Below are 22,033 nucleotides of genomic sequence, written 5' to 3' on the forward strand. Positions count from 1 at the left end.
TAAATAGAAATGGCGGGTTTTTCGTTATCCGTGGCGAGGGGCTTGCCCCCGCTCGGGTGCGCAGCGACCGTAAATCCGGTCATCGGGGTTCTTCATGCATGACTGCGTGCGCCAGTTTTGCGGCTGCTGCGCACCCGAGCGGGAGCAAGCTCCCTCGCCACAGTTCAGTGTTCGGCTCGCGGTTAGTTCACCCGCGATGTAGCCTGTTGCGCATGCCAGAAATGGCGCGTTGTTTGTCTGACGCCTTCGCGAGCAAGCCCGCTCCCACAAGGGATTTGTGTCGATCAGAAATGTCGTGAACATCGACGATCGAATGTGGGAGCGAGCCTGCTCGCGAAGAATGATGACTCGGTCTGTCAGGTATTCGGCAGGTCGGTGAACAAAGGAATGCGCCCATTCAGGGAAGGGCGATAGTGCCAGGTCAAACGGTCCAAAGCAGGTTTCATCGCCAGGATCTCAGTCAGCGTGGCTCTGGCGATATGAAGGGCCAGAACCTGCCCCGGACATTGATGACGCCCCGCGCCGAAAGTGAAGCTGCGGCGGTTCGGGCGCTCGAGCAGGAATGCATCGGGGTTGTCATTAATCTGCGGATCGCGATTGGCCGAGGCCAGCAGCACCAGGATGACGTCGCCGGGGTTCAGGTTCACGCCGTCAATTTCGCACGGCGCGGCGACGAAGCGGCGGGTGTTTTGCACCGACGGGTCGAAGCGCTGTACTTCAGCGATCAAGTCATCAACTTGAGCCGAATCCAACTGTGGGTTTCGGATCAACGCCAATAGCGCATTACCGATCAGCCCGGCAGTGGCTTCATGGGTCTGGGAGAACAGGCCGATCAGGTTGGCGATCAAGGTTTCAGCGTCGGTCGATGTCGCCGCGAAACGCTGCCGGATACCAGCGAGCAGGGCGCTTCGGTTGCTCGGGTCGTCCAGAAGCTCGATGAAATAACCCTTCAGCTGTTCCGCCGCGACATGGGCGGCGTCCAGTTGCGCCTGATCGCTGAGAGGAGACAGGCAGGCGACGAAGTCTGCGGTCAGCTCGCTGATGGCCCGGCCCTGAGCCGGAGAAAACCCCAGCAACGCCGCCACTACGCAGACCGGTCCGCGAAACATCGCCGCGTACAACCCGTTGGCGCCCGGGGTAATCAACCGAGCGCCGACCAACGCATTGACTTCGTTCACGTCAATCAACGCCAGCCCCGGCTCAATCGCCGCCCTCGGGCAACGCTGCCGTTCGCCCTCGTTCATCCGCATCAACTGACCGAAGACCTTGCCGGCCATGCCTTGAGCAATTGCCTTGGGCACCGGCTCATGGGACGGCCGGACATGGCAATCCGGATGCGCCAGCACGGCGGCAACGGCTCGGGCGCTGCTGGCCACCCACAGTTTCAGTCCTTGATGAAAAGCCAGCCCACCCTCTGCGCGCAGTTGTGCGTAGTAGGGGTAGGGATTGGCGTGAGTCGCAGCGATGATCGGGTCCATGGGTCGCAGCCTTATCGGTGGTTGGAAAGTGTTGCTACTATCTCCAGTCCGAAAGGGCCTTGATTCGTCCGGGAGCGAAATATGAACGCAGAACAACACGACATCGGCGTCTCTCAAGTGGCGGCAGCGATTGCCGAGCCGGCCCGGACGAAAATCCTCTGTTCGTTGATGGACGGCCACGCCCGCACCAGTACCGAGTTGGCGGCGGTTGCCGAAGTCAGCGCCTCGACCGCCAGTGCTCATCTGGCCAAGCTCAAGGAACTGGCGCTGGTGCGTTTGCACGTTCAAGGCCGTCATCGCTATTACAGCCTCGCGGACAAGCGCGTGGCCCAGGCCCTGGAAGCGCTGATGGTGATCGGCCAGAACGCCGCGCCGACGTTCAACCCGCGCACCCCCGACCGCCTGCAATTCGCCCGCACCTGCTACGACCACATGGCCGGTACATTGGCGGTGCTGCTGCATGACCGGATGATCGAAGCGGGGTGGTTGCTGGAAACTGATGAGCAGGTTTATCAACTGAGCGACAGCGGCGAAGCGTTGTTCGAAGGGTTGGGGATCGACGTCAAAGACTTGAGCACCTTGCGCCGCCGCTTCGCCTGCCCGTGTCTGGACTGGAGCATGCGTCGGCCACACCTGGGCGGTGCCTTGGGCGCGGCGTTGCTGCAAACGGCGATCAAACGCAAATGGGTGACGCAGGATCTGGACAGCCGGGCGCTGGCGTTGACGGCGGTGGGGCGCAAGGAACTCAGTAGCCGGTTCGCCGTTGAACTGCCGGTTCAGGCGACGACCGCACAACCCGCGGCCACCGAGAACCGGCGCCGCGCGATCGTCAGTCCTGCGGCTTAGCGACTGCTCGAGGCCATGAGCACGCCAAAGCCGGCGAAGGTCACGCCCGAGACTTTCGCCGTCAGCCAGGAACCTTTTGGGCTCGACAACCAGCCTTTGGCGGCATTGGCGAGCAAGGCATAGCTGCCATGCACCAGAATCACCAGTGCGGCATAGGAGGCGACCAGTTTGAAGAACTGGGCGTAGAAGTGCGCCGAGGTGTCGATGAATTGCGGGAACACCGCCAGAAAGAAAAAAACCGCCTTGGGGTTCAAAAGCTGCATCGAAGCCGCTTCGAGGAAGCGATAGCCAGGGCTTGAGGGACGCGTTTCAAGCAGCGTACTGAAACGATCCGAGCGCCAGCTTTTGTAACCCAGGTACAACAAATAGACTGCCCCTGCGTATTTCAACGCGGTAAAGGCGTTTGCGGAGGTGCTGAGTATCAGACCAACACTGGTGGCGCTGATGGCGGCGACAACGAACGCCCCCGACGCGATCCCCAGAATGCCCGGCACGGCTCCCGTCCAGCCGTGACGCACCGCGTTGGAGAGGGTCAGGACCACGCCAGGCCCCGGGCTCAAAATGGTCAGGGTGGCGAAAAGTATAAAGAGTCCGTAGCTGTTCATGTCGTGCTCCGTCAGGTGGCGCTGGCTGCGTGCTGGCAGAGTGGCGTGACGACGAGGGCGTGACAAACGCTTTAATTAAAGCGCATAGGTGACTAAATTAGACGCATGAAAAATCAACTACCGCCTCTTAATGCTGTTCGCGCCTTCGCCATCGCTGCTCGTCATCAGAGCTTCAGGCTGGCGGCCGAAGAGCTGCATGTCAGCCACAGTGCCATCAGTCGGCACATCAAATTGCTTGAGGAATACCTGGGCGTGCTGCTGTTCGAGCGGCGTATCCGTCAATCGGTGCTGACGCCGGCCGGCCAGCGCTTTTATGAGCAGGTCAGCGCCGGGCTGTCGCAGATCGCCAACGCCGCCGCTGCACTCAAGCAACATGCCTCGCTGCCTACCGTGAAGATCAATGTACGTCCGTCCTTTGCCGTGCTTTGGCTGACGCCCAGGCTGGCGGATTTCATTGCGCAGCACCCGGACATCAAGCCGCAGGTGATCACGCAAACCCAGGCACCCGATCAGGCACGCGACGGGTTCGATGTCGTCATTCGCCGTGGTCGTGACGACTGGGCGCCGGCGATTGAGGCGCGAGCGCTGTTCGAAGACGAACTAATGCTGGTCGCGGCGCCATCGCTGATCGAGCGCCTGCCACTGGAAGACCTCACTTCGCTGAGCAGCCACACGTTACTGACCGCCAAGGCTCGTCGCGAAGACTGGCACCATTGGGCGATGCACTTTGGTCAAAGTCTGTCAGCCACTCAGGTCACCCGGCAGTTTGATCACATGCACCTGGTGCTTCAGGCCGCCGTGGAGGGGCAGGGCATTGCTTTGTGTCCGACCTCTTTGCTGGGCACCCATCTTTTGAGCGGACAGTTGATCTGCCCGTTGCCCGAGTTGCGTATGCCGTTGCCGCGTTATTACTACGGTGTTGCGCCGGACGTGACGGTGCAGACGCGGGTGTTTGTGGAGTGGTTGTTTGCCCGAATTGCTCAGGATGAGCGGCGTTGGCAAACACTTGGTGCTGTGACCGCTACGCCCTGAAATTCCAGACAATCTCCACCACCCGCACCGCCAGCACCAGGTAGACCAGAAACAGAATGATCTGAAACGCCGTGTGATACGGCAGCCTGGATAGCCGGCGCAGGCCGTCGCTGACATTGAGCAGCATCAGCACCGCTGACAGCAGGATCAATCCCCAGCCGGCGAGGCTTGAGGTGAGAAACCCCATAAACAAGTACTGATCGCTGTGCAACGCGTTGGTGCCCGCCGCGAACAGCAGGGCGCATACCAGCAGGTTTTTGATGTTGTCGAACACTTGCGTGGTGAAATCGGTGTCCAGCAAGGCCAGATACTTTCGCCAGAGTTTGCCCATGGTTTTAGTGGCACCTGTTGATGGCTATTGAACGTGGCAAGTCTAGTGACGTTTTCCACGATACGCGGACGAAAAAAAGCCCGGCCTTCAATGTGATGGCCGGGCTTTTGTGTTCAAACGGGCAGTAGCGTCAAATCAAACCTTGACGATCCAGCCCGCTGGCGCTTCGACGTCGCCGGTCTGTACACCGGTCAGCTCTTTGTAGAGCTTCTGGGTGACCGGGCCGACTTCGGTTTCGCTATGGAACACGTGCAGCTTGTCGTTGTAGCTGATGCCGCCGATCGGGGTGATCACTGCAGCGGTACCGCAAGCACCGGCTTCCTTGAAGTCGGACAGCTTGTCGATGAACACGTCACCTTCAACCACTTCCAGGCCCAGACGGGTTTTGGCCAGCTCGATCAACGACAGACGAGTGATGCCCGGCAACACCGAAGGGGAGTTCGGGGTGACGAACTTGTTGTCGTGGGTGATCCCGAAGAAGTTGGCCGAGCCGACTTCTTCGATTTTGGTGTGGGTCAGCGGGTCCAGGTAGATGCAGTCGGCGAAATGCGCCTTCTTGGCCTGGGAGCCCGGCATCAGGCTGGCGGCGTAGTTGCCACCGACCTTGGCCGCGCCGGTGCCTTGTGGGGCAGCACGGTCGTAGCTGGAGATCAGGAAGTTATGCGGGGTCAAACCGCCTTTGAAGTAGGCGCCGACCGGGATGCAGAAGATCGAGAAGATGAACTCGGGCGCAGTACGCACGCCGATGTTGTCACCCACGCCGATCACGAACGGGCGCAGGTACAGCGCGCCGCCGGTGCCGTAAGGCGGGATGAAACGCTCGTTGGCGCGAACCACTTCCTTGCACGCTTCGACGAACTGTTCGGTGGACACCTGCGGCATCAGCAGGCGCGCGCAGCTGCGTTGCATGCGTGCGGCGTTCTGGTCCGGGCGGAACAGGTTGATCGAACCGTCCTTGCAGCGGTAGGCCTTCAGGCCTTCGAAGCACTGCTGGCCATAGTGAAGGGCAGTGGAGCCTTCGCTGATGTGCAGCACGTTGTCTTCGGTCAGGGTGCCTTTGTCCCACTCGCCATTACGCCAGTGCGACAGATAGCGCTTGTCTGTCTTGATGTAGTCAAAACCCAGCTTGTCCCAATTGATGCTTTCGTTACCCATGACACCCTCTATCACTTAACAACCGCCGAAACGGTTCAAGGCTTCTGACATTTTTCTGGATGGGGACAACAATACTTCATTCCGGGCCCATTTCGCAGCCCGGAATTCGATCTCTGCGACCATCGATGCACCCGATGTAGCAGCTGTCGAGCACCGCGAGGCAGCGTTCGGCGACGAAGTCGTCGTATTCCGGCTGACTCGCTATGCCTGAAAGCACGCGGTGGCAGGTTTTGCGACGACTTCGTCGCCGGACGCTGCCTCGCGTTGCTCGTCAGCTGCTACAAGGGTTTGCGTCTGGTTTTAGAGGTGCAGCGCGTGACCAAGGGCACGCAACGCCGCTTCTTGCACCGCCTCACCCAGCGTTGGATGCGCGTGGATGGTGCCGGCGATGTCTTCCAGACGAGCGCCCATTTCCAGGCTCTGGCCAAACGCCGTCGACAACTCCGAGACGCCCACACCCACCGCCTGCCAACCAACAATCACATGATTGTCACGGCGCGCCACGACCCGCACGAAACCGCTTTTCGATTCCAGCGTCATCGCCCGGCCATTGGCGGCGAACGGGAAACTGGAAACGATGCAGTCCAGCCCCGCAGCCTTGGCCTCGTCCGGGGTCTTGCCGACCACCACCAGTTCCGGGTCGGTGAAGCACACGGCGGCGATGGCGGTCGGGTTGAATTCGCGGTGTTTACCGCTGATCAGCTCGGCAACCATTTCACCCTGAGCCATGGCCCGGTGGGCGAGCATCGGTTCGCCGCTCAAGTCGCCGATGGCGTAGACGTTGCGCATACTGGTCTGGCAACGGTTGTCGATCTTGATCGCCGAACCGTTCATCTCCAGATTCAAGGCTTCGAGGTTCCAGCCTTGAGTGTTGGGTTTGCGACCAACGGCCACCAGTACCTGATCGGTTTCAAGGTTCAAGGTGTCGCCGTTTGGATCACGAACTTGCAGCGTATTTCCTTGTGAATCAAAGCCTTCAACGCTGTGTTTCAAGTAAAGCTTTACGTCGAGTTGCTTAAGCGCTTCGTGTACCGGATGGGTCAGTTCGGCGTCGTAGGCCGGCAGGATGCGATCCTGCGCCTCGACCACACTGACCTCGGCGCCGAGCTTACGATAGGCAATTCCCAGCTCCAGACCGATGTAACCGCCACCGACCACGACCAGTCGTTTCGGCACGCTTTTCGGCGCCAGGGCTTCGGTGGAGGAGATGATCGGCCCGCCAATCGGCAGCATCGGCAGGTTCACGCTTTTCGAACCGGTGGCCAGCACCAGGTGCTCGCACTGAATGCGCGTATCGCCAACTTCGACGGTTTTGCCGTCGATCACTTTGGCCCAGCCTTGAATGACCTGGACCTTGTGCTTCTTTAATAGCGCCGAGACGCCGGTGGTCAGGCGATCAACGATACCGTCCTTCCACTCGACGCTCTTGCCGATGTCCAGGGTCGGCGCCGACACGCTGATGCCCAGCGCCGAGTATTGGCTGTGGTGCCGTGTCTGATGGAACTGTTCGGCGACGTGAATCAATGCCTTCGACGGAATGCAGCCGATGTTCAGGCAGGTGCCGCCCAACGATTCGCCTTCCACCAGAATGGTCGAAATGCCCAGTTGACCAGCACGGATCGCCGTTACATAGCCACCAGGGCCGCCGCCGATGATCAGCAACGTGGTGTTCAAAGTTTGCATGCCTGCTCCACTAATAATTAGTCCACAAACAGGGTGGCGGGTTGTTCGAGCAAGCCACGAACGGCCTGGATGAATTGCGCCGCGTCCATGCCATCGACCACGCGGTGATCGAAGGAGCTGGAGAGGTTCATCATCTTGCGAATCACGATCTGGCCTTTGACGACCATCGGCCGTTCGACGATTTTGTTCACGCCGACGATCGCCACTTCCGGCAGGTTCAGCACCGGGGTGCTGACGATGCCGCCCAGGGCGCCGAGGCTGGTCAGGGTGATGGTCGAACCGGACAGCTCATCGCGGTTGGCCTTGCCCGTGCGCGCAGCAGTCGCCAGACGCGAGATTTCCGCGGCGCTGTCCCACAGGCTGCGGGTTTCGGCATGACGCACCACCGGCACCATCAAACCGATGTCGGCTTGCGTGGCGACGCCCACATGCACCGCGCCGAGACGGGTGATGACTTGCGCTTCGTCGTCGTAACGGGCGTTGATCTGCGGGAAGTCGCGCAGCGCCACGACCAACGCGCGGACCAGGAATGGCAGCAAGGTCAGCTTGCCGCGGGTCGCGCCGTGTTTTTCGTTCAGGTGTGCGCGCAGTTCTTCCACGGCAGTGACGTCGATTTCTTCGACGTAGCTGAAGTGGGCAGCACGCTGGGTGGCGTCCTGCATGCGCTGGGCGATCTTGCGGCGCATGCCGATCACCGGGATTTGCTCTTCGTCGTTGCGCTGGGCGTAAGCGGCGGTGGCGGTCGATGCGTTCGACTGACCCTGAGCCAGCCAGGCTTCGAGGTCTTCGTGCAGCACACGGCCGGCAGGGCCGCTGCCACGCACCAGACGCAATTGAATGCCGAGGTCCAGCGCATGTTTGCGCACGGCCGGGGAGGCCAGCGGGCGTTCATCGGCCTCGCGAGCAACCATCGGGCCTTGGCACGCAGCGGCCGAGCGAGGCGCCACAACCGGTTTGCTTTCAACAACCGCTTCAACTTTAGGCGCTGCAACGGGTGCTTCTTTAACCGCTACTGGCTGGACCGACTCTTTAACGTTGCCCGCGCCTTCAACTTCAATGCTGATCAAGATGCTGCCAACCGCCATGACTTCGCCAGGCTGGCCGCCCAGCGCAATCACCTTGCCATGCACCGGGGATGGAATGTCGACCATCGCCTTGTCGGTCATGACATCGGCCAGCACCTGATCCTCGACGACCATGTCACCGACCTTGACGTGCCACTGAGACAGTTCAACTTCTGCAATGCCTTCGCCAATGTCCGGCATTTTAATAACGTGCGTGCCCATTCAGACCTCCATAACCCGATGCAAAGCCGCGCCCACTCGGGACGGGCCAGGGAAATACGCCCACTCTTGCGCGTGCGGGTAGGGGGTGTCCCAACCGGTGACGCGTTCGATCGGCGCTTCCAGGTAGTGGAAGCAATGCTCTTGCACCAAGGCGACCAGTTCGGCGCCGAAACCGCAGGTGCGGGTTGCTTCGTGAACGATCACGCAACGGCCGGTTTTCTTCACCGACTTGACGATGGTGTCCAGGTCCAGCGGCCACAGGCTGCGCAGGTCGATGACTTCTGCGTCGATACCGGTTTCTTCAGCCGCGACTTGCGACACATAAACCGTGGTGCCGTAAGTCAGGATCGTCACATCTTTGCCCGGACGAGCGATGGCGGCAACGTCCAGTGGCACGGTGTAGTAACCGTCCGGCACTTGTGCGGCGGGGTGTTTCGACCACGGGGTTACCGGACGGTCGTGGTGGCCATCGAACGGGCCGTTGTACAGGCGTTTTGGTTCGAGGAAGATCACCGGGTCATCGTTTTCGATGGAGGCGATCAGCAGGCCTTTGGCGTCGTAAGGGTTGGACGGCATGACCGTGCGCAAACCGCAAACCTGGGTGAACATCGCCTCGATGCTCTGGCTGTGGGTCTGGCCACCGTAGATGCCGCCGCCGCATGGCATGCGCAGGGTCATCGGCGCGGTGAACTCGCCGGCCGAGCGATAGCGCAAGCGTGCGGCTTCGGAAATGATCTGGTCCGACGCCGGGTAGACATAATCGGCGAACTGAATCTCGGCCACCGGCCGCAAACCGTAAGCGCCCATGCCCACGGCGACGCCAACGATACCGCTTTCGGAGATCGGTGCGTCGAATACGCGGGAAGTGCCGTATTTGTTCTGCAGGCCCTCGGTGCAACGGAACACGCCGCCGAAATAACCGACGTCCTGGCCGAACACCACGACATTGTCGTCACGCTCAAGCATCACATCCATGGCCGAGCGCAGGGCCTGGATCATGGTCATGGTGGTCGTGGTCATGGCGGTTTCCAACTCGATTTTATTGTTGTGATCGTTCATGTCAGATCCCCAACTCTTGACGCTGGCGCTTCAAGTGCTCCGGCATCTCTTTGTAGACGTCTTCGAACATGGTCGCGGCGCTCGGAATCTGGCCGCCGGCGAGGGTGCCGTACTGCTCGGCTTCTTTCTGCGCAGCGATCACTTCGGCTTCCAGTTCGGCGCTGACGGCGACGTGTTCCTCTTCGGACCACTGACCGATTTTGATCAGGTGCTGCTTGAGTCGCGCAATCGGGTCGCCCAACGGGAAGTGGCTCCAGTCGTCGGCAGGACGGTATTTGGATGGATCATCAGACGTCGAGTGCGGGCCGGCGCGGTAGGTGACCCATTCGATCATGGTCGGGCCGAGGTTGCGGCGTGCGCGTTCGGCGGCCCAGGCAGAGGCGGCGTACACCGCGACAAAATCGTTGCCATCGACCCGCAGGGAGGCGATGCCGCAACCGACGCCGCGTCCGGCGAAGGTGGTGGCTTCACCGCCGGCAATCGCCTGGAACGTCGAGATCGCCCACTGGTTGTTGACCACGTTGAGGATCACCGGCGCACGGTAGACGTGGGCGAAGGTGAGGGCGGTGTGGAAGTCCGATTCAGCGGTAGCGCCGTCGCCGATCCAGGCCGAGGCGATTTTGGTGTCGCCCTTGATCGCCGAGGCCATGCCCCAGCCAACGCCCTGAACGAATTGAGTGGCGAGGTTGCCGGAAATGGTGAAGAAGCCGGCGTCTTTGACCGAGTACATGATCGGCAGCTGACGGCCTTTGAGCGGATCGCGCTCGTTGGACAACAGTTGGCAGATCAGGCCCACCAATGGCACTTCACGGGCCATGAGGATGCTTTGTTGACGGTAGGTGGGGAAGCACATGTCGTCGATGTTCAAGGCCAGGGCCTGGGCGCTGCCGATGGCTTCTTCGCCAAGGCTTTGCATGTAGAACGACATTTTTTTCTGACGCTGGGCGACCACCATGCGGTTGTCGAAAATCCGCGTCTTGAGCATGGCGCGCATGCCTTTACGCAGGATCTCGACTGGCACGCCTTCGGCCCATGGACCGAGGGCATTGCCCTGGTCGTCGAGCACGCGAATCAGGCCTTTGGCCAGATCAGCCGTGTCGGCCGGTTCAACGTCGATTGGGGGTTTGCGCACCAAGCCTGCGTCAGTCAGATGCAGGTAGGAGAAGTCGGTTTTGCAGCCGGGGCGGCCCGAAGGTTCGGGAACGTGCAGGCGCAGCGGTTCGTACGCTTGGTTCATGGCTTCTACGCTCGATCTTGTGAATTTCTTGTAGTGAGCTGGCAGTCATTCTTCGGTAAAAGAATTCTTGTCCTACAACAATCATAGGCCGGCCCAAGAAGAATATTTCTCTCTGTTTCGTTGCGCTTGAGGTCATTTGAGGATAAAAAATCTGCATAAACATAAAAAACAGGTGGTTTTGTCTCATGCGCAAACTGGACCGTACCGATATCGGCATTCTCAACAGCCTTCAGGAGAACGCGCGCATCACCAACGCCGACCTCGCGCGCTCGGTGAACCTGTCACCGACGCCGTGCTTCAACCGGGTCAAGGCGATGGAAGAATTAGGGCTGATTCGTGAGCAAGTGACCCTGCTGGATGCCGACCTGCTGGGGCTGCATGTGAATGTGTTCATTCACGTCAGCCTGGAGAAACAGGTGGAGGAGGCGTTGCAGCATTTCGAAGAAGCGATCTCGGATCGCCCGGAAGTGATGGAGTGCTATTTGATGGCCGGCGATCCGGACTATCTGATCCGCGTGCTGGTGCCGACTATTCAGTCGCTGGAGCGCTTCATGATGGACTTTTTGACCAAAGTGCCGGGGGTGGCAAACATCCGTTCGAGCTTTGCGCTCAAGCAGGTGAGGTACAAGACGGCGCTGCCGTTGCCGGCGAATGGGTTGACCCTGGCCAACTGAAAATCGCAGTTGTAGCAGCTGTCGAGCACCGCGAGGCAGCGTTCGGCGGCGAAGCCGTCGCAAAACCTGCAACCGTGTTCTTTCAGGTAAACCGCGTTGGGTGGATTACGACGGCTTCGCCGCCGAACGCTGCCTCGCGGTGCTCGACAGCTGCTACGGGTTAGTCCCTGTAGGAGCTGGCGAAGCCTGCGATCTTTTGATCATGATTTGCGATCGCGAGGTCAGAGTTGATTCAGGGGAATTTTCAGGTAAGTCACGCCATTCTCTTCCGCCGGCGGCAAATTCCCCGCCCGCACGTTCACTTGAATCGCCGGCAACAACAGCGTCGGCATGCACAACCCGGCGTCGCGCTGGGTGCGCATGGCGACGAAGGTGGCCTCATCAATGCCGTCGTGAATATGGATGTTGCTTTTGCGCTGCTCACCCACCGTGCTCTGACATTGCGGGGCGCGGCCCGGGGGCGGGTAATCGTGGCAGACGTAAAGCCGCACGCTGGCGGGGAAGGCCAACAGTTTGTGGATCGAGGCAAACATCTGGTTGGCGTTGCCGCCGGGGAAGTCGCAGCGCGCGGTGCCGACGTCCGGCATGAACAACGTATCGCCCACCAGAATCACATCACTGTCGATCAAATAGGCCATGTCCGCCGGGGTATGCCCGGGTACATGCAGGGCCGTGGCCTTGAGGTTGCCGATCCGGAATGACTCGTCTGGCGCAAACAGGTGATCGAACTGTGAACCATCGACGCTAAATCCCGGTTCGAGGTTGAACAGTGCCTTGAACACGTCCTGAACCTTGCTGATCGACTCACCAATCGCAATCTTGCCGCCCAGTTCCCGCCGCAGATAAGGCGCGGCGGACAGGTGATCGGCATGGGCGTGGGTTTCCAGCAGCCATTGCACCTGCAACTGATGTTCGCGCACGAAGGTGATGATTTTGTCGGCCTGGACGGTCGTGGTGCGTCCGGCGGCGGGGTCGTAATCCAGCACCGGATCGACAATCGCGCAGTGCCCGCCATCGTGTTCGTAGATCACGTAGCTGTAGGTCGACGAGGCGGGGTCGAGGAAGGCTTCAATCAACGCAGACATGGGGACGAACCTGTGGAAAGGGGCGGGAGGACAATAACCGGTTGCAACACTTTATGTTTAAACATAATGTCCGCAGCTTAAGTGACGTCGAAGGCATCCTGCAAATGCAATCCAGTCTGACCGAATGTGAAGTCGCCCAGCTCCGGGCCTCGGCTTCCAAAGCTTGCGCGCTGCTCAAGGCTTTGGCCAACGAGGACCGCTTGCTGATTCTCTGCCAATTGACCCAAGGCGAGCGCAACGTCGGCGAACTGGAAAAAATGACCGGCGTGCGCCAGCCCACACTGTCCCAACAGCTGGGCATCCTGCGCGACGAGGGATTGGTAGTCACCCGTCGTGAAGGCAAGTACATATTCTATGGTTTAGCCAGTCACGAAGTGATTCAGGTGATGAAGACGCTGTCCGGCCTGTACTGCGGAGCGGTGCTGAAAAGCTGGGGCTGAGCCTGATGCCGGTCAGTTAAGCCGTAATGCGATCCGTAGCAGCTGTCGAGCCCCAGCGAGGCTGCGTTCGGCTGCGAAGCAGTCGTCAGTCCGGCTAACGCGGTCCGCCTGACACATCACAATCTCTGATTTTACGACTGCTTCGCAGCCGAACGCAGCCTCGCTGGGGCTCGACAGCTGCTACAACCCGGCGCCATGCGTGCAATAACAAGGAATGAATGATGAACGATCAACACTGGGGCCCATCCATCAGTGCCGACATCGTGGTAATAGGCGGCGGGACCGCCGGCATTGGCCTGGTTGCCAGCCTGCTGAAACGTGATCCGGGTTTAAACATCACCGTTATCGAACCCGACAGCCAGCATTACTACCAACCAGCGTGGACGCTGGTGGGCGGTGGTGCTTATGCGGTGAAAAACACCGCGCGCCCGATGTCCTCGGTGATGCCGCGTCAGGCCACCTGGGTGCAGGCGTCCGTGACTGACATCGCCCCCGACAGCAAACAACTGACCCTCGACGATGGCCGCACCGTCAGTTACCAGAACCTCGTCGTCTGCCCCGGTTTGCGCCTGGCCTGGGAGAAAATCGAAGGCTTGCAGGACTCCCTCGGCCAGAACGGTGTGACTTCCAATTACAGCTATCGGCACGCGGCCTACACCTGGGAACTGGTCCAGGGATTGCGCGGCGGAAAAGCGATCTTCACCCAGCCAGCGATGCCGATCAAATGCGCTGGTGCACCGCAGAAAGCCTTGTATTTGTCCTGCGATCACTGGCGTAAAACCGGGGTTCTGAACACATTCGACGTCGAGTTCAATCTGGCTGGCGCTGCGTTGTTCGGCGTGGCGACATTCGTGCCGCCGCTCATGAAGTACATCGAAAAGTACAACGCCCGGCTGGCCTTCAACTCCAATCTGGTCAAGGTTGACGGGCCATCGAAAACCGCGTGGTTCGAGGTCAAGGACGCTGCAGGTGTCGTGACCTTGCAAGCAAAAACCTTCGACCTGCTGCACGTCGTGCCGCCTCAGGTTTCGCCGAATTTCATCCGCCAAAGCCCGTTGGCCGACGCCGCTGGCTGGTGCGAAGTGAACCCGCATAGCCTGCAACACGTACGCTATACAGACGTCTTTGCCTTGGGCGATGTCTGTTCCACCAGCAACGCGAAAACTGCCGCCGCCGCACGCAAGCAGATCGTGGTGGTGGCGCAAAACCTGCTGGCCCTGCGCAAGCAACAGCCATTGCCACTCAAGTACGACGGCTATGGTTCCTGCCCGCTAACGGTGGAGAAGGGCAAGGTGATCCTCGCCGAGTTCGGTTACGCCGGTAAATTGCTGCCGACCTTTCCCCTCGACCCGACGGTGCCGCGTCGTTCGGCCTGGTTTCTCAAGGCGACCCTGCTGCCGTGGTTCTACTGGAATGGCCTGCTCAAGGGCCGTGAATGGCTGACCCATCTGTCTAAGGTTGACTGAGAGAACTCTATGTTGCTGGCCAGTTTTTTCGGTGTGGTCATGGGGCTGGTGCTCGGTTTGACCGGCGCTGGTGGCGGGATTCTTGCGGTGCCGGCCCTGGTGCTGGGGCTGGGTTTGACCATGACCCAAGCGGCGCCCGTCGCCTTGTTCGCGGTGGGCAGCGCGGCGGCGATCGGTGCGATTGACGGTTTGCGCCATGGCCTGGTGCGCTATCGGGCTGCGTTGTTGATTGCATTGCTGGGCGCGGTGTTTTCGCCGGTGGGCATCTACTTCGCCCATCAGTTGCCGGAAAAGATCCTGATGGTCCTGTTCAGTCTGCTGATGGTCATGGTGGCCTGGCGGATGCTGCGCCGGGAAAAGCACGACGACGGCCCGAGCGACCACGGGCATGCCAACTGGGGCCAGAAGAACTGCATGCTCGATCAGCAGACCGGACGCTTTTCCTGGACCGCCAAATGCACCGCAACCCTGGCGGCACTCGGCGCGGTAACCGGCGTGGTCTCGGGGCTGCTCGGGGTGGGTGGCGGTTTTCTGATTGTGCCGGCGTTCAAGCAACTGACCGATGTGCAGATGCGCGGGATCGTTGCCACGTCGTTGATGGTGATCAGCCTGATCTCGGTAATCGGCGTGGTCGGCGCGTTTCATGCCGGGGTGCGGATCGATGGTTTGGGCGCGTCGTTCATTGTCGCCAGCATCGTCGGGATGATCCTCGGTCGAAAACTCAGCGCGCGGGTGCCGGCCCGGGCTCTACAGATCGGTTTCGCCAGCGTCTGCGTGGTGATCGCCGTTTACATGTTGTTTAGAGCGCTCGTCTAGCGGATACCGGTTCCTGTGGACGCCAGTCCGGTCCACAGGCTTACATCCTAAGTTCCGGGCCTGTCCTGCGGGCGGTCTTACACCGAATTTGCCGCGCTACACCGGCCACCCCAAAGCACCTGACAACCGCCCCCAAGGCAGCGTATGACGCCGCCGGTCAGCTTTCGATAATCGCCTCCGACATCAAGTCCCCCGTTGCGGAGCGCGTCATGCACAACAATAAGAACTTCAAGCATCGTTTCTTGCCGGCCTTCATCGCCAGCCTGTCGTCCCTTGGCCTGAGCTCAATGGCCGAGGCCGAGATCATGCTCTACGACAAGGACCAGACCACGTTTTCCACGGATGGCTACATCAACGCCTTCTACGTGAACAGCGACGTGGACCGGGCCGGCGAGCAGTACGACCGGCGCCAGGCGCGGGTGAAGATGGGATTTCTGCCCAACTACCTGGGCTTCAACATGGGCAAGCAGGTCGATGACCTCAAGCTCGGCGCCCGCGCCTCGTTCTGGGTGACCATCAACGACAGCGAAACCAACGGCACCGACACCGCCATCGACGTGCGGCAGTTCTACGGCACGGTGGCCAATCCAGAGTGGGGCGAGGTGCTGATCGGCAAGGACTTCGGTCTGTTCGCCCGCTCCAACATCCTGCTCGACGAATTGCTCGCCGGTTATGGTCAGGTCAGCGATACGTTGGGCCTGGTGGACGGCGGCGGGGTGTCGTTCGGCAACATCGGCAGCGGTTATCCATACCCGTTCCCGACGTCGCAGATTACCTATCGCACCCCGGTGATGGACGGCTTGCGGGTGGCGGTCGGGATCATGGACCCGGTCGACACCAACGACAGCAGCGCGACAGGCAAGGCGTATCAGGAGAACCCGCGCACCGAGAGCGAGATCACCTATCAGTTCGACGTCGGCGGGGCGAAGATTTACAGCTGGCTCAACGGCAGCTACCAGACTTCGGACAACACTGACTCCAGCGTCGAGTCCGTCACCTCCAAAGGCGTCGGCTACGGCGTGCAGGCGAAGATGGGCGGGCTGTCGCTGACCGGCTCCGGTTTCCAGGCCAAGGGCATCAACCCGTTCTTCACCAACAACGCTGGCGAGCCAACCCTGCGCAATGTCGATAGCGACGGTTACCTGTTGCAGGGGTCCTACAAACTGGGCAAGAACCGCCTGGCACTGTCTTACGGCAAGACCGAGGACGATGGCAACGGCGTGGTCGGCAGCGGCGCCGATTACGAGACCCGCGGCATCGCGCTGTTCCATGACGTCAATGACAACCTGAAGCTGGTGGCCGAGTACAACCAGTTCGAAATCAACGGCCACGACACCAGTGCCCAGAATGAAGACACCGATACGTTTGCGGTGGGGGCGGTGTTGACCTGGTAACTGGTGGCGACATAGATCAACTGTGGCGAGGGGGCTTGCCCCCGTTGGGTCGCGAAGCGGCCCCGATTCTGGTCGCGCATCGGCCAATTTTGGGGACTGCTGCGCAGTCCAACGGGGCGGTGCGGCGGTCCGACAAGCCCCCTCGCCACAAAAGCTCCAGCCACGCAATCGTGCAAATCCCCCTCTCATCCCATCGAACCACCCACCCACTACCCAAGTAGCATTCGCCGCCGCCCGCAGGCTTCGTACACTCGTGCCTCATACAGGCGCACCGGCGAGGGGCGAGGATGGAGCAGGTTCAGAACGACGGTGTGGTCAGTGCCATGTCCCAGGCCACCGATGCCCAGCAAGCGGCTCAGGATCTGGCGCGACAACTCTTGCACCCCCACTTGGGCTTTGTGCTGTTCTTCTGCTCCGCCGAGTACGACTTGCAGGCGCTGGGGCAGGCGTTGCAACAGAGCTTCGGCGGCATTCGCCTGGTGGGCTGCACCAGCGCCGGGGAAATCACCCCTCAAGGTTATGGCCGCAGCTGCGTGACGGCGGTGGGCTTCGATCATCGGCACTTTTCCATCTCCACCGAACTGATCGACGAAATGGAACATTTCAGCCTGATCGATGCCCAGCAAATGGTCGAGCGACTGGTCAGTGGCTGTCGCAGCAACACCTTGGCGCCAATCAAGGGCAACAGCTTTGCCCTGACCTTGCTCGATGGCTTGTCCAGCCGTGAAGAGATGGTTCTCGCGGCCCTGAGCGCGGCGTTGGGCGACATTCCGCATTTCGGCGGTTCGGCCGGCGACGACAACTACCTGACCCACACCCATGTGTATTTCGGCGGCGAGTTTCACAGCGGCGCGGCGGTGGTGGTGCTGGTCAATACCTGGCTGGACTTCGAAGTCTTCACCACACACCACATCCTGCCCAGGGCCGAGAAACTGGTGGTCACCGCTGCCGACAGCGCCTCGCGCCGGGTGTTCGAGCTCAACGCCGAACCGGCCGCCGAGGAATACGCCCGGCACATCGGCGTGGCGGTGGCTGATCTCGATTATCGAATCTTTGCCGCGCATCCGTTAGCGGTGCGAATCAACGATCAGTATTACGTGCGGGCGATCCAGCAGGTTCATCCAGACCTGAGCCTGAGTTTCTACTGTGCGGTGGAAAACGGCATTGTCCTCACCGTCATGACCCCTGGCCCCATGCTGCCGAATCTGCAAAACCTGTTCGACGGTTTGCAGGAGCGTCTCGGCGACCTGTTGCTGACCATCGGCTGCGACTGTTTTCTCAGGCGCCTGGAACTGGAAGACGGCGGCAATCTCGAGCAGATCGGCGCGTTTCTGCGGGACCAGCGGGTGATGGGTTTCAACACCTACGGAGAACAGTTCAATGGCATGCACATCAACCAGACCTTCACCGGGGTTGCCATTGCCCGAGGCCGCTCCCCTGGACAGCGCTGACCTTCAGGCGCAGATCGCCAGCCTGCGCCACGAAAACCACAAACTGCAGCGCATCAATGGCGCGCTGATCGAGCGCATCGAATCCGGCATCACCCGGGGCAATGACCCGTATGCCGCGTTCCAGCATTCGGTGGTACTGGCTGAGCAGGTGCGTGAGCGCACCGATGCCCTGAACCAGGCCATGGCCGAACTCAAGGCCGGCAATCATTTGCTCAGCGAAGCACGGCTGCGGGCCGAAACCGCCCATCAACACTTGATCGACGCCATCGAGAGCATTTCCGACGCTTTTGTATTGTTCGATGCCGAGCAGCGGATCGTGCTGTTCAACAGCCGTTTCAATGCGTTCTGGGGCAACAGCCGGGTGCGGATCAACGCCGGCATGCGCCTGCGCGAGGTCAAACGGCTGATGACCTCGACCGGACTGTTCAGCGAAGAACCCCGCGGGCATGCCGACGAAAACCTGCTCTATCGCCTGCACAACGGACGCTGGCTGCAAGTCAGCGAACGGCCGACTCAGGAAGGCGGGCGGGTGATCCTGTTCACTGACATTACCGACGTCAAACTCAGTGAAACCCTGCGCCGCGAGCAGGCCGTGGCGCAGAAGTCGCACTTGTTGCAACGGGCGGTCGACAACCTGTCCCAAGGGGTGGCGATGGTCAACGCCGAGGGCATTCTGGAACTGTGGAACCGGCGTTTTCTGGAACTCAGCGGCCTGGCCCCGGTGGCGGCTCATCGACCGTTCGCCGAAGTGATTGCCGACAGCGAACTGAACCTGCTGACCCCGGCCAGTCGCGATCCGAACGGGCGGCACGTGCAGGAATGCGAGCAGCGCCTCTACGATGGCCGGGTGCTGGAAATCCGCACCCATCCGTTGCCCACCGGCGGTTTCGTCAACACCTTCACCGACATCACCGAACGCTACCAACACGCCGAAGCGCTCAGCGAAAGCGAGCGCTGGATTCGTCTGATCACGGACCATGTGCCGGCGCTGATCGCCTACCTCAATGCCGATCTGGTCTATGAATTCACTAACAAAGTCTATGAAGAATGGTACTGCTGGCCCCGGGGCGTGATGCTCGGGCAGAGCCTGCGCGAAGTTCACAGCGAACAGCATTATCAACGCCTGGAAGCCTACGTGGCCCGGGCCCTGGCCGGCGAGAGCGTGACGTTCGAGTTTGCCGAAACCAACATCAATAATCAGGAGCGCTACATGCTGCGCTCCTACGTGCCCAATCGGCTGGCCACCGGGGAAGTGGTGGGGATTTTCGTGTTGATCCGCGACATCACCGAGCGCCGCCGTACCGCCGAAGCGCTGCATCAGGCCTATCAGAACCTTGAGTTGCGGGTGCGCGAACGAACTACCGAGCTGACCACCCTCAATGACCAATTGCTGCGCGAAATCGATGAGCGCCGCCGGGTGGAGTCACGCTTGCGCGAGGCCAAGCTCGAGGCCGAGCAGGCCAACCTGTCGAAGACCAAATTTCTCGCAGCGGTCAGTCACGACCTGCTGCAACCGCTGAATGCCGCGCGGCTGTTTACCAGCGCCTTGCTGGAGCGCCGGGAGCCGGTGGCCAACGAGATTCTGGTGCGCAACGTCAGCAATTCCCTGGAGGACGTGGAAAACCTGCTGGGCACTTTGGTGGATATTTCCAAACTCGATGCCGGGGTGATCAAGGCGGACATTGCGCCGTTCGCCCTGAGCGAATTGCTGGAAAACCTCGCGGCTGAATATACCCAAGTGGCCCGCAGCGAAGGGCTTGAGCTGCATTTCATCCCGTGTTCGGCGCTGGTGCGCAGCGACATTCAGTTGCTCGCGCGGATCCTGCGTAATCTGCTGAGCAATGCCATTCGCTATACCTACAGCGGGCGCGTGGTGCTCGGCTGCCGACGTCATCATCAGCGGCTGACCATCGAAGTCTGGGACAGCGGCATGGGCATTGCTGAAAACCGTCTGGAGGAGATTTTTCAGGAGTTCAAACGCGGTGACGTGCAGCGTCCGGATCAGGATCGCGGCTTGGGCTTGGGCCTGGCGATTGTGGAGAAAATCGCCCGTATTCTCGGCCACCGGATTCACGTGCGTTCATGGCCGGGCAAAGGCTCGATGTTTTCCGTCGAAGTGCCGTTGAGTGCCACGGCGCCGAAGGCGTTGCCGAACCTGCTGATGAGTGAGCCGATGCTCGAGCGCCTGCGCGGTGCGCGGGTGTGGGTGCTGGACAACGACGCGGCGATTTGCGCCGGGATGCGCACCTTGCTTGAAGGTTGGGGCTGCCGGGTGATCACGGCGCTGTCGGAGGAGGACCTGGCGCGGCAAGTGGATAATTATCACGACGAAGCCGACCTGCTGATCGCCGACTATCACCTGGATGACGAGAAGAACGGTGTCGACGCCGTGGCCCGCATCAACGCCCGTCGCGCTTCAGCGATCCCGGCGATGATGATCACCGCCAACTACAGCAATGAACTCAAACAGCAGATCCGTGAACTGGGCCACACCCTGATGCACAAACCGGTGCGGCCGATGAAACTCAAGACGGCGATGAGTCATTTGCTTGGTCGGCCTTGAGTTTTCTGGTGTGTTCACTGACGCCATCGCGGGCAAGCCCGCTCCCACAGGTTTGTGGAGATCCTGTGGGAGCGGGCTTGCCCGCGATGGGGGCGATTCGGTCTAACTGTTGCCCCCCAGAATCAGCGCCGCAAATACGACCCGAAATCAATATCCCCAGCACTCAAAATCGCCTGCACCCGATTGTGTACATTGAGTTTGCGCAATATCGCCGAGACGTGGGCCTTGACCGTGGTTTCGGCGATTTCCAGGGTGTAGGCGATCTGCTTGTTCGATTCGCCCTTGGTCATACGCTCAAGCACCAGTAACTGCTTGCGGGTCAGCGCCTGGAGCAGTTCCGGCGGGAAGCTTGGGGTGTCATTCATCCGGCGATGAGTGCCGCTTTTTTGCGTGCGGATGATGTCCGGCGGCAGGTAGACGTTGCCATTGAGAATCTGCTGGATCGCCTCGGTCATCTGCACCCGCGGCGAGGACTTGGTGATGAACCCCACCGCGCCATAGGTGATGGCTTGCAGCACGATTTGCTTGTCCTGCTCGGCCGAGACAATCACCACCGGAATGGTCGGTGCCTCGTTGCGCAGGTTGATCAGGCCATTGAGGCCGTGCATGCCGGGCATGTTCAGGTCGAGCAGGATCAGGTCCAGGTCATCGTGTTCCTGAGTCAGGGCCAGGGCACTGTCGAGATCGGCGGTTTCCATGACCTCACTGCCGGGGAAACCGTCGCTGATGACGTTATGAATGGCTTCGCGAAACAGCGGGTGATCGTCGGCAATCAGAATTTTGTACATGGCCTTTCACCTCATTATTTTTTTGATCAGGGTGTGGCAACAACTCGCAAGCGCTCAAGTCAGGGAAAGGGCTCGGGCCGGGCCGGCGTCACGGGCAGATTCGCCGCTTGCCACGCATCCAGCCCGTCGCGGTACCAATACAGTGTCTTATAGCCTATGGACGCGGCGCGTTTTACCGCGTTCCAGCTCAACCAGCAATCGGAGCGGCAGTAAAAGACCAGCGGTCGCGTCAGGTCGCCCGCCGTCAATTGTTGCAGGTGACGCGCGAAATAATCCTGCCACGGGGGCGTCAGGTCGCCGTCACCGGTATTGGCCAGCCAATGGCTGCCGGGCAGGTTTTCGTGGGCCTCGTCTTCGATGAAACGGCCTTGCAGCCATTGCCGGCGGTAGACATCGATCAGCAGCGGCTGCGGTGTGTGCTTGAGCAGGTTTTGCAGGGCAGGCGTGTCGATGATACTCGCCCCCTGGAACTGAGTCGGGGTCGGGCTGCGGTATAAACCGATGCGATAACCTTCGGCGGAGAACAGCGCTGTTTCAGCCTGCGCAACGCCCAGCAACAGGCTCAGCGACAGCGCAGCGAGAGAAGGGCACAGCAGAACACGTCGTGCACGCGGCATGGGGGTTCAGTCCTTATAGTTATGAAC

20 protein-coding genes are annotated in these 22,033 nt (G+C 60.5%); 9 read left to right on the forward strand and 11 right to left on the reverse strand.

Going from position 1 to position 22,033, the window contains the following annotated elements:
- Positions 1–356 precede the first annotated feature (356 nt).
- On the reverse strand, positions 357–1,478 hold the full coding sequence (locus JFU11_RS07300) for a cytochrome P450 (protein WP_201060230.1): 1,122 nt from the start codon (positions 1,476–1,478) through the stop codon (positions 357–359).
- Between the two features lie 81 nt (positions 1,479–1,559).
- Between JFU11_RS07300 and JFU11_RS07305 the strand changes: the two genes are divergently transcribed.
- The gene (locus tag JFU11_RS07305; protein ID WP_201060231.1) at positions 1,560–2,324 is read left to right on the forward strand and encodes a helix-turn-helix transcriptional regulator; all 765 of its coding nucleotides are present in this window, start codon (positions 1,560–1,562) and stop codon (positions 2,322–2,324) included.
- Here JFU11_RS07305 and JFU11_RS07310 read toward each other — a convergent pair.
- Complete coding sequence (locus tag JFU11_RS07310; RefSeq protein WP_201060232.1) at positions 2,321–2,929, reverse strand: LysE family translocator; 609 nt, start codon at positions 2,927–2,929, stop codon at positions 2,321–2,323. The two genes, JFU11_RS07305 and JFU11_RS07310, sit on opposite strands and share 4 nt — an antisense overlap.
- Positions 2,930–3,034: 105 nt before the next feature.
- On the opposite strand from JFU11_RS07310, the gene JFU11_RS07315 reads away from it, so the two are divergent.
- The gene (locus JFU11_RS07315; RefSeq protein ID WP_201060233.1) at positions 3,035–3,961 is read left to right on the forward strand and encodes a LysR substrate-binding domain-containing protein; all 927 of its coding nucleotides are present in this window, start codon (positions 3,035–3,037) and stop codon (positions 3,959–3,961) included.
- Here JFU11_RS07315 and JFU11_RS07320 read toward each other — a convergent pair.
- The 6 genes from JFU11_RS07320 to JFU11_RS07345 form a co-directional block, all read right to left on the reverse strand.
- Positions 3,951–4,292, reverse strand: coding sequence for a hypothetical protein (locus JFU11_RS07320; protein WP_123719177.1), 342 nt, complete (start codon positions 4,290–4,292; stop codon positions 3,951–3,953). The two genes, JFU11_RS07315 and JFU11_RS07320, sit on opposite strands and share 11 nt — an antisense overlap.
- Before the next feature lie 135 nt (positions 4,293–4,427).
- Entirely contained in the window at positions 4,428–5,447 is a 1,020-nt protein-coding gene (locus tag JFU11_RS07325; protein WP_008005375.1) for a branched-chain amino acid aminotransferase, read from the reverse strand.
- 300 nt (positions 5,448–5,747) lie between these two features.
- On the reverse strand, positions 5,748–7,130 hold the full coding sequence (gene lpdA / locus JFU11_RS07330; RefSeq protein WP_201060234.1) for a dihydrolipoyl dehydrogenase: 1,383 nt from the start codon (positions 7,128–7,130) through the stop codon (positions 5,748–5,750).
- A gap of 17 nt (positions 7,131–7,147) precedes the next feature.
- Complete coding sequence (locus tag JFU11_RS07335; protein WP_201060235.1) at positions 7,148–8,416, reverse strand: dihydrolipoamide acetyltransferase family protein; 1,269 nt, start codon at positions 8,414–8,416, stop codon at positions 7,148–7,150.
- A complete protein-coding gene (locus JFU11_RS07340) occupies positions 8,417–9,475 on the reverse strand; it encodes an alpha-ketoacid dehydrogenase subunit beta (protein ID WP_007895121.1) in 1,059 nt (352 codons plus the stop codon).
- A gap of 1 nt (position 9,476) precedes the next feature.
- Positions 9,477–10,712, reverse strand: coding sequence for a 3-methyl-2-oxobutanoate dehydrogenase (2-methylpropanoyl-transferring) subunit alpha (locus tag JFU11_RS07345; protein WP_048394687.1), 1,236 nt, complete (start codon positions 10,710–10,712; stop codon positions 9,477–9,479).
- A 185-nt stretch (positions 10,713–10,897) separates the two neighbouring features.
- On the opposite strand from JFU11_RS07345, the gene bkdR reads away from it, so the two are divergent.
- Positions 10,898–11,386 (forward strand): Bkd operon transcriptional regulator BkdR, encoded by a 489-nt coding sequence (gene bkdR / locus JFU11_RS07350; protein WP_017339472.1) that lies wholly within the window; start codon positions 10,898–10,900, stop codon positions 11,384–11,386.
- A 221-nt stretch (positions 11,387–11,607) separates the two neighbouring features.
- On the opposite strand, the gene JFU11_RS07355 is transcribed toward bkdR, so the two are convergent.
- Complete coding sequence (locus JFU11_RS07355; protein ID WP_201060236.1) at positions 11,608–12,471, reverse strand: MBL fold metallo-hydrolase; 864 nt, start codon at positions 12,469–12,471, stop codon at positions 11,608–11,610.
- 104 nt (positions 12,472–12,575) lie between these two features.
- On the opposite strand from JFU11_RS07355, the gene JFU11_RS07360 reads away from it, so the two are divergent.
- The 6 genes from JFU11_RS07360 to nahK all read left to right on the forward strand — a co-directional run bounded on the left by JFU11_RS07360 (position 12,576) and on the right by nahK (position 20,601).
- Positions 12,576–12,911: a metalloregulator ArsR/SmtB family transcription factor gene (locus tag JFU11_RS07360; RefSeq protein WP_032830345.1), complete on the forward strand. Its 336-nt coding sequence runs from the start codon at positions 12,576–12,578 to the stop codon at positions 12,909–12,911.
- A 221-nt stretch (positions 12,912–13,132) separates the two neighbouring features.
- On the forward strand, positions 13,133–14,377 hold the full coding sequence (locus JFU11_RS07365) for an FAD/NAD(P)-binding oxidoreductase (protein ID WP_201087360.1): 1,245 nt from the start codon (positions 13,133–13,135) through the stop codon (positions 14,375–14,377).
- Between the two features lie 9 nt (positions 14,378–14,386).
- Positions 14,387–15,193: a sulfite exporter TauE/SafE family protein gene (locus JFU11_RS07370; RefSeq protein WP_201060237.1), complete on the forward strand. Its 807-nt coding sequence runs from the start codon at positions 14,387–14,389 to the stop codon at positions 15,191–15,193.
- A gap of 209 nt (positions 15,194–15,402) precedes the next feature.
- Positions 15,403–16,587 (forward strand): porin, encoded by a 1,185-nt coding sequence (locus tag JFU11_RS07375; protein WP_008005357.1) that lies wholly within the window; start codon positions 15,403–15,405, stop codon positions 16,585–16,587.
- Positions 16,588–16,874: 287 nt separating this feature from the next.
- Positions 16,875–18,038 (forward strand): nitric oxide-sensing protein NosP, encoded by a 1,164-nt coding sequence (gene nosP, locus JFU11_RS07380; RefSeq protein ID WP_123719185.1) that lies wholly within the window; start codon positions 16,875–16,877, stop codon positions 18,036–18,038.
- Positions 18,007–20,601, forward strand: a complete 2,595-nt coding sequence (gene nahK, locus JFU11_RS07385; protein WP_201121270.1) for a hybrid sensor histidine kinase/response regulator NahK/ErcS' — start codon at positions 18,007–18,009, stop codon at positions 20,599–20,601. The genes nosP and nahK overlap by 32 nt, the downstream gene beginning before the upstream one ends.
- A 122-nt stretch (positions 20,602–20,723) precedes the next feature.
- Here the strand turns inward: nahK and JFU11_RS07390 are convergent, their stop codons facing one another.
- Positions 20,724–21,389: a response regulator transcription factor gene (locus JFU11_RS07390; RefSeq protein WP_008005351.1), complete on the reverse strand. Its 666-nt coding sequence runs from the start codon at positions 21,387–21,389 to the stop codon at positions 20,724–20,726.
- Between the two features lie 59 nt (positions 21,390–21,448).
- Positions 21,449–22,006 carry a PQQ-dependent catabolism-associated CXXCW motif protein gene (locus JFU11_RS07395; protein ID WP_201060239.1) on the reverse strand — a complete coding sequence of 186 codons (558 nt, stop codon included), beginning with the start codon at positions 22,004–22,006 and terminating at the stop codon, positions 21,449–21,451.
- Between the last annotated feature and the right edge of the window lie 27 nt (positions 22,007–22,033).

This window comes from Pseudomonas sp. TH37 (assembly GCF_016650735.1).
GTDB lineage: Bacteria > Pseudomonadota > Gammaproteobacteria > Pseudomonadales > Pseudomonadaceae > Aquipseudomonas > Aquipseudomonas farris.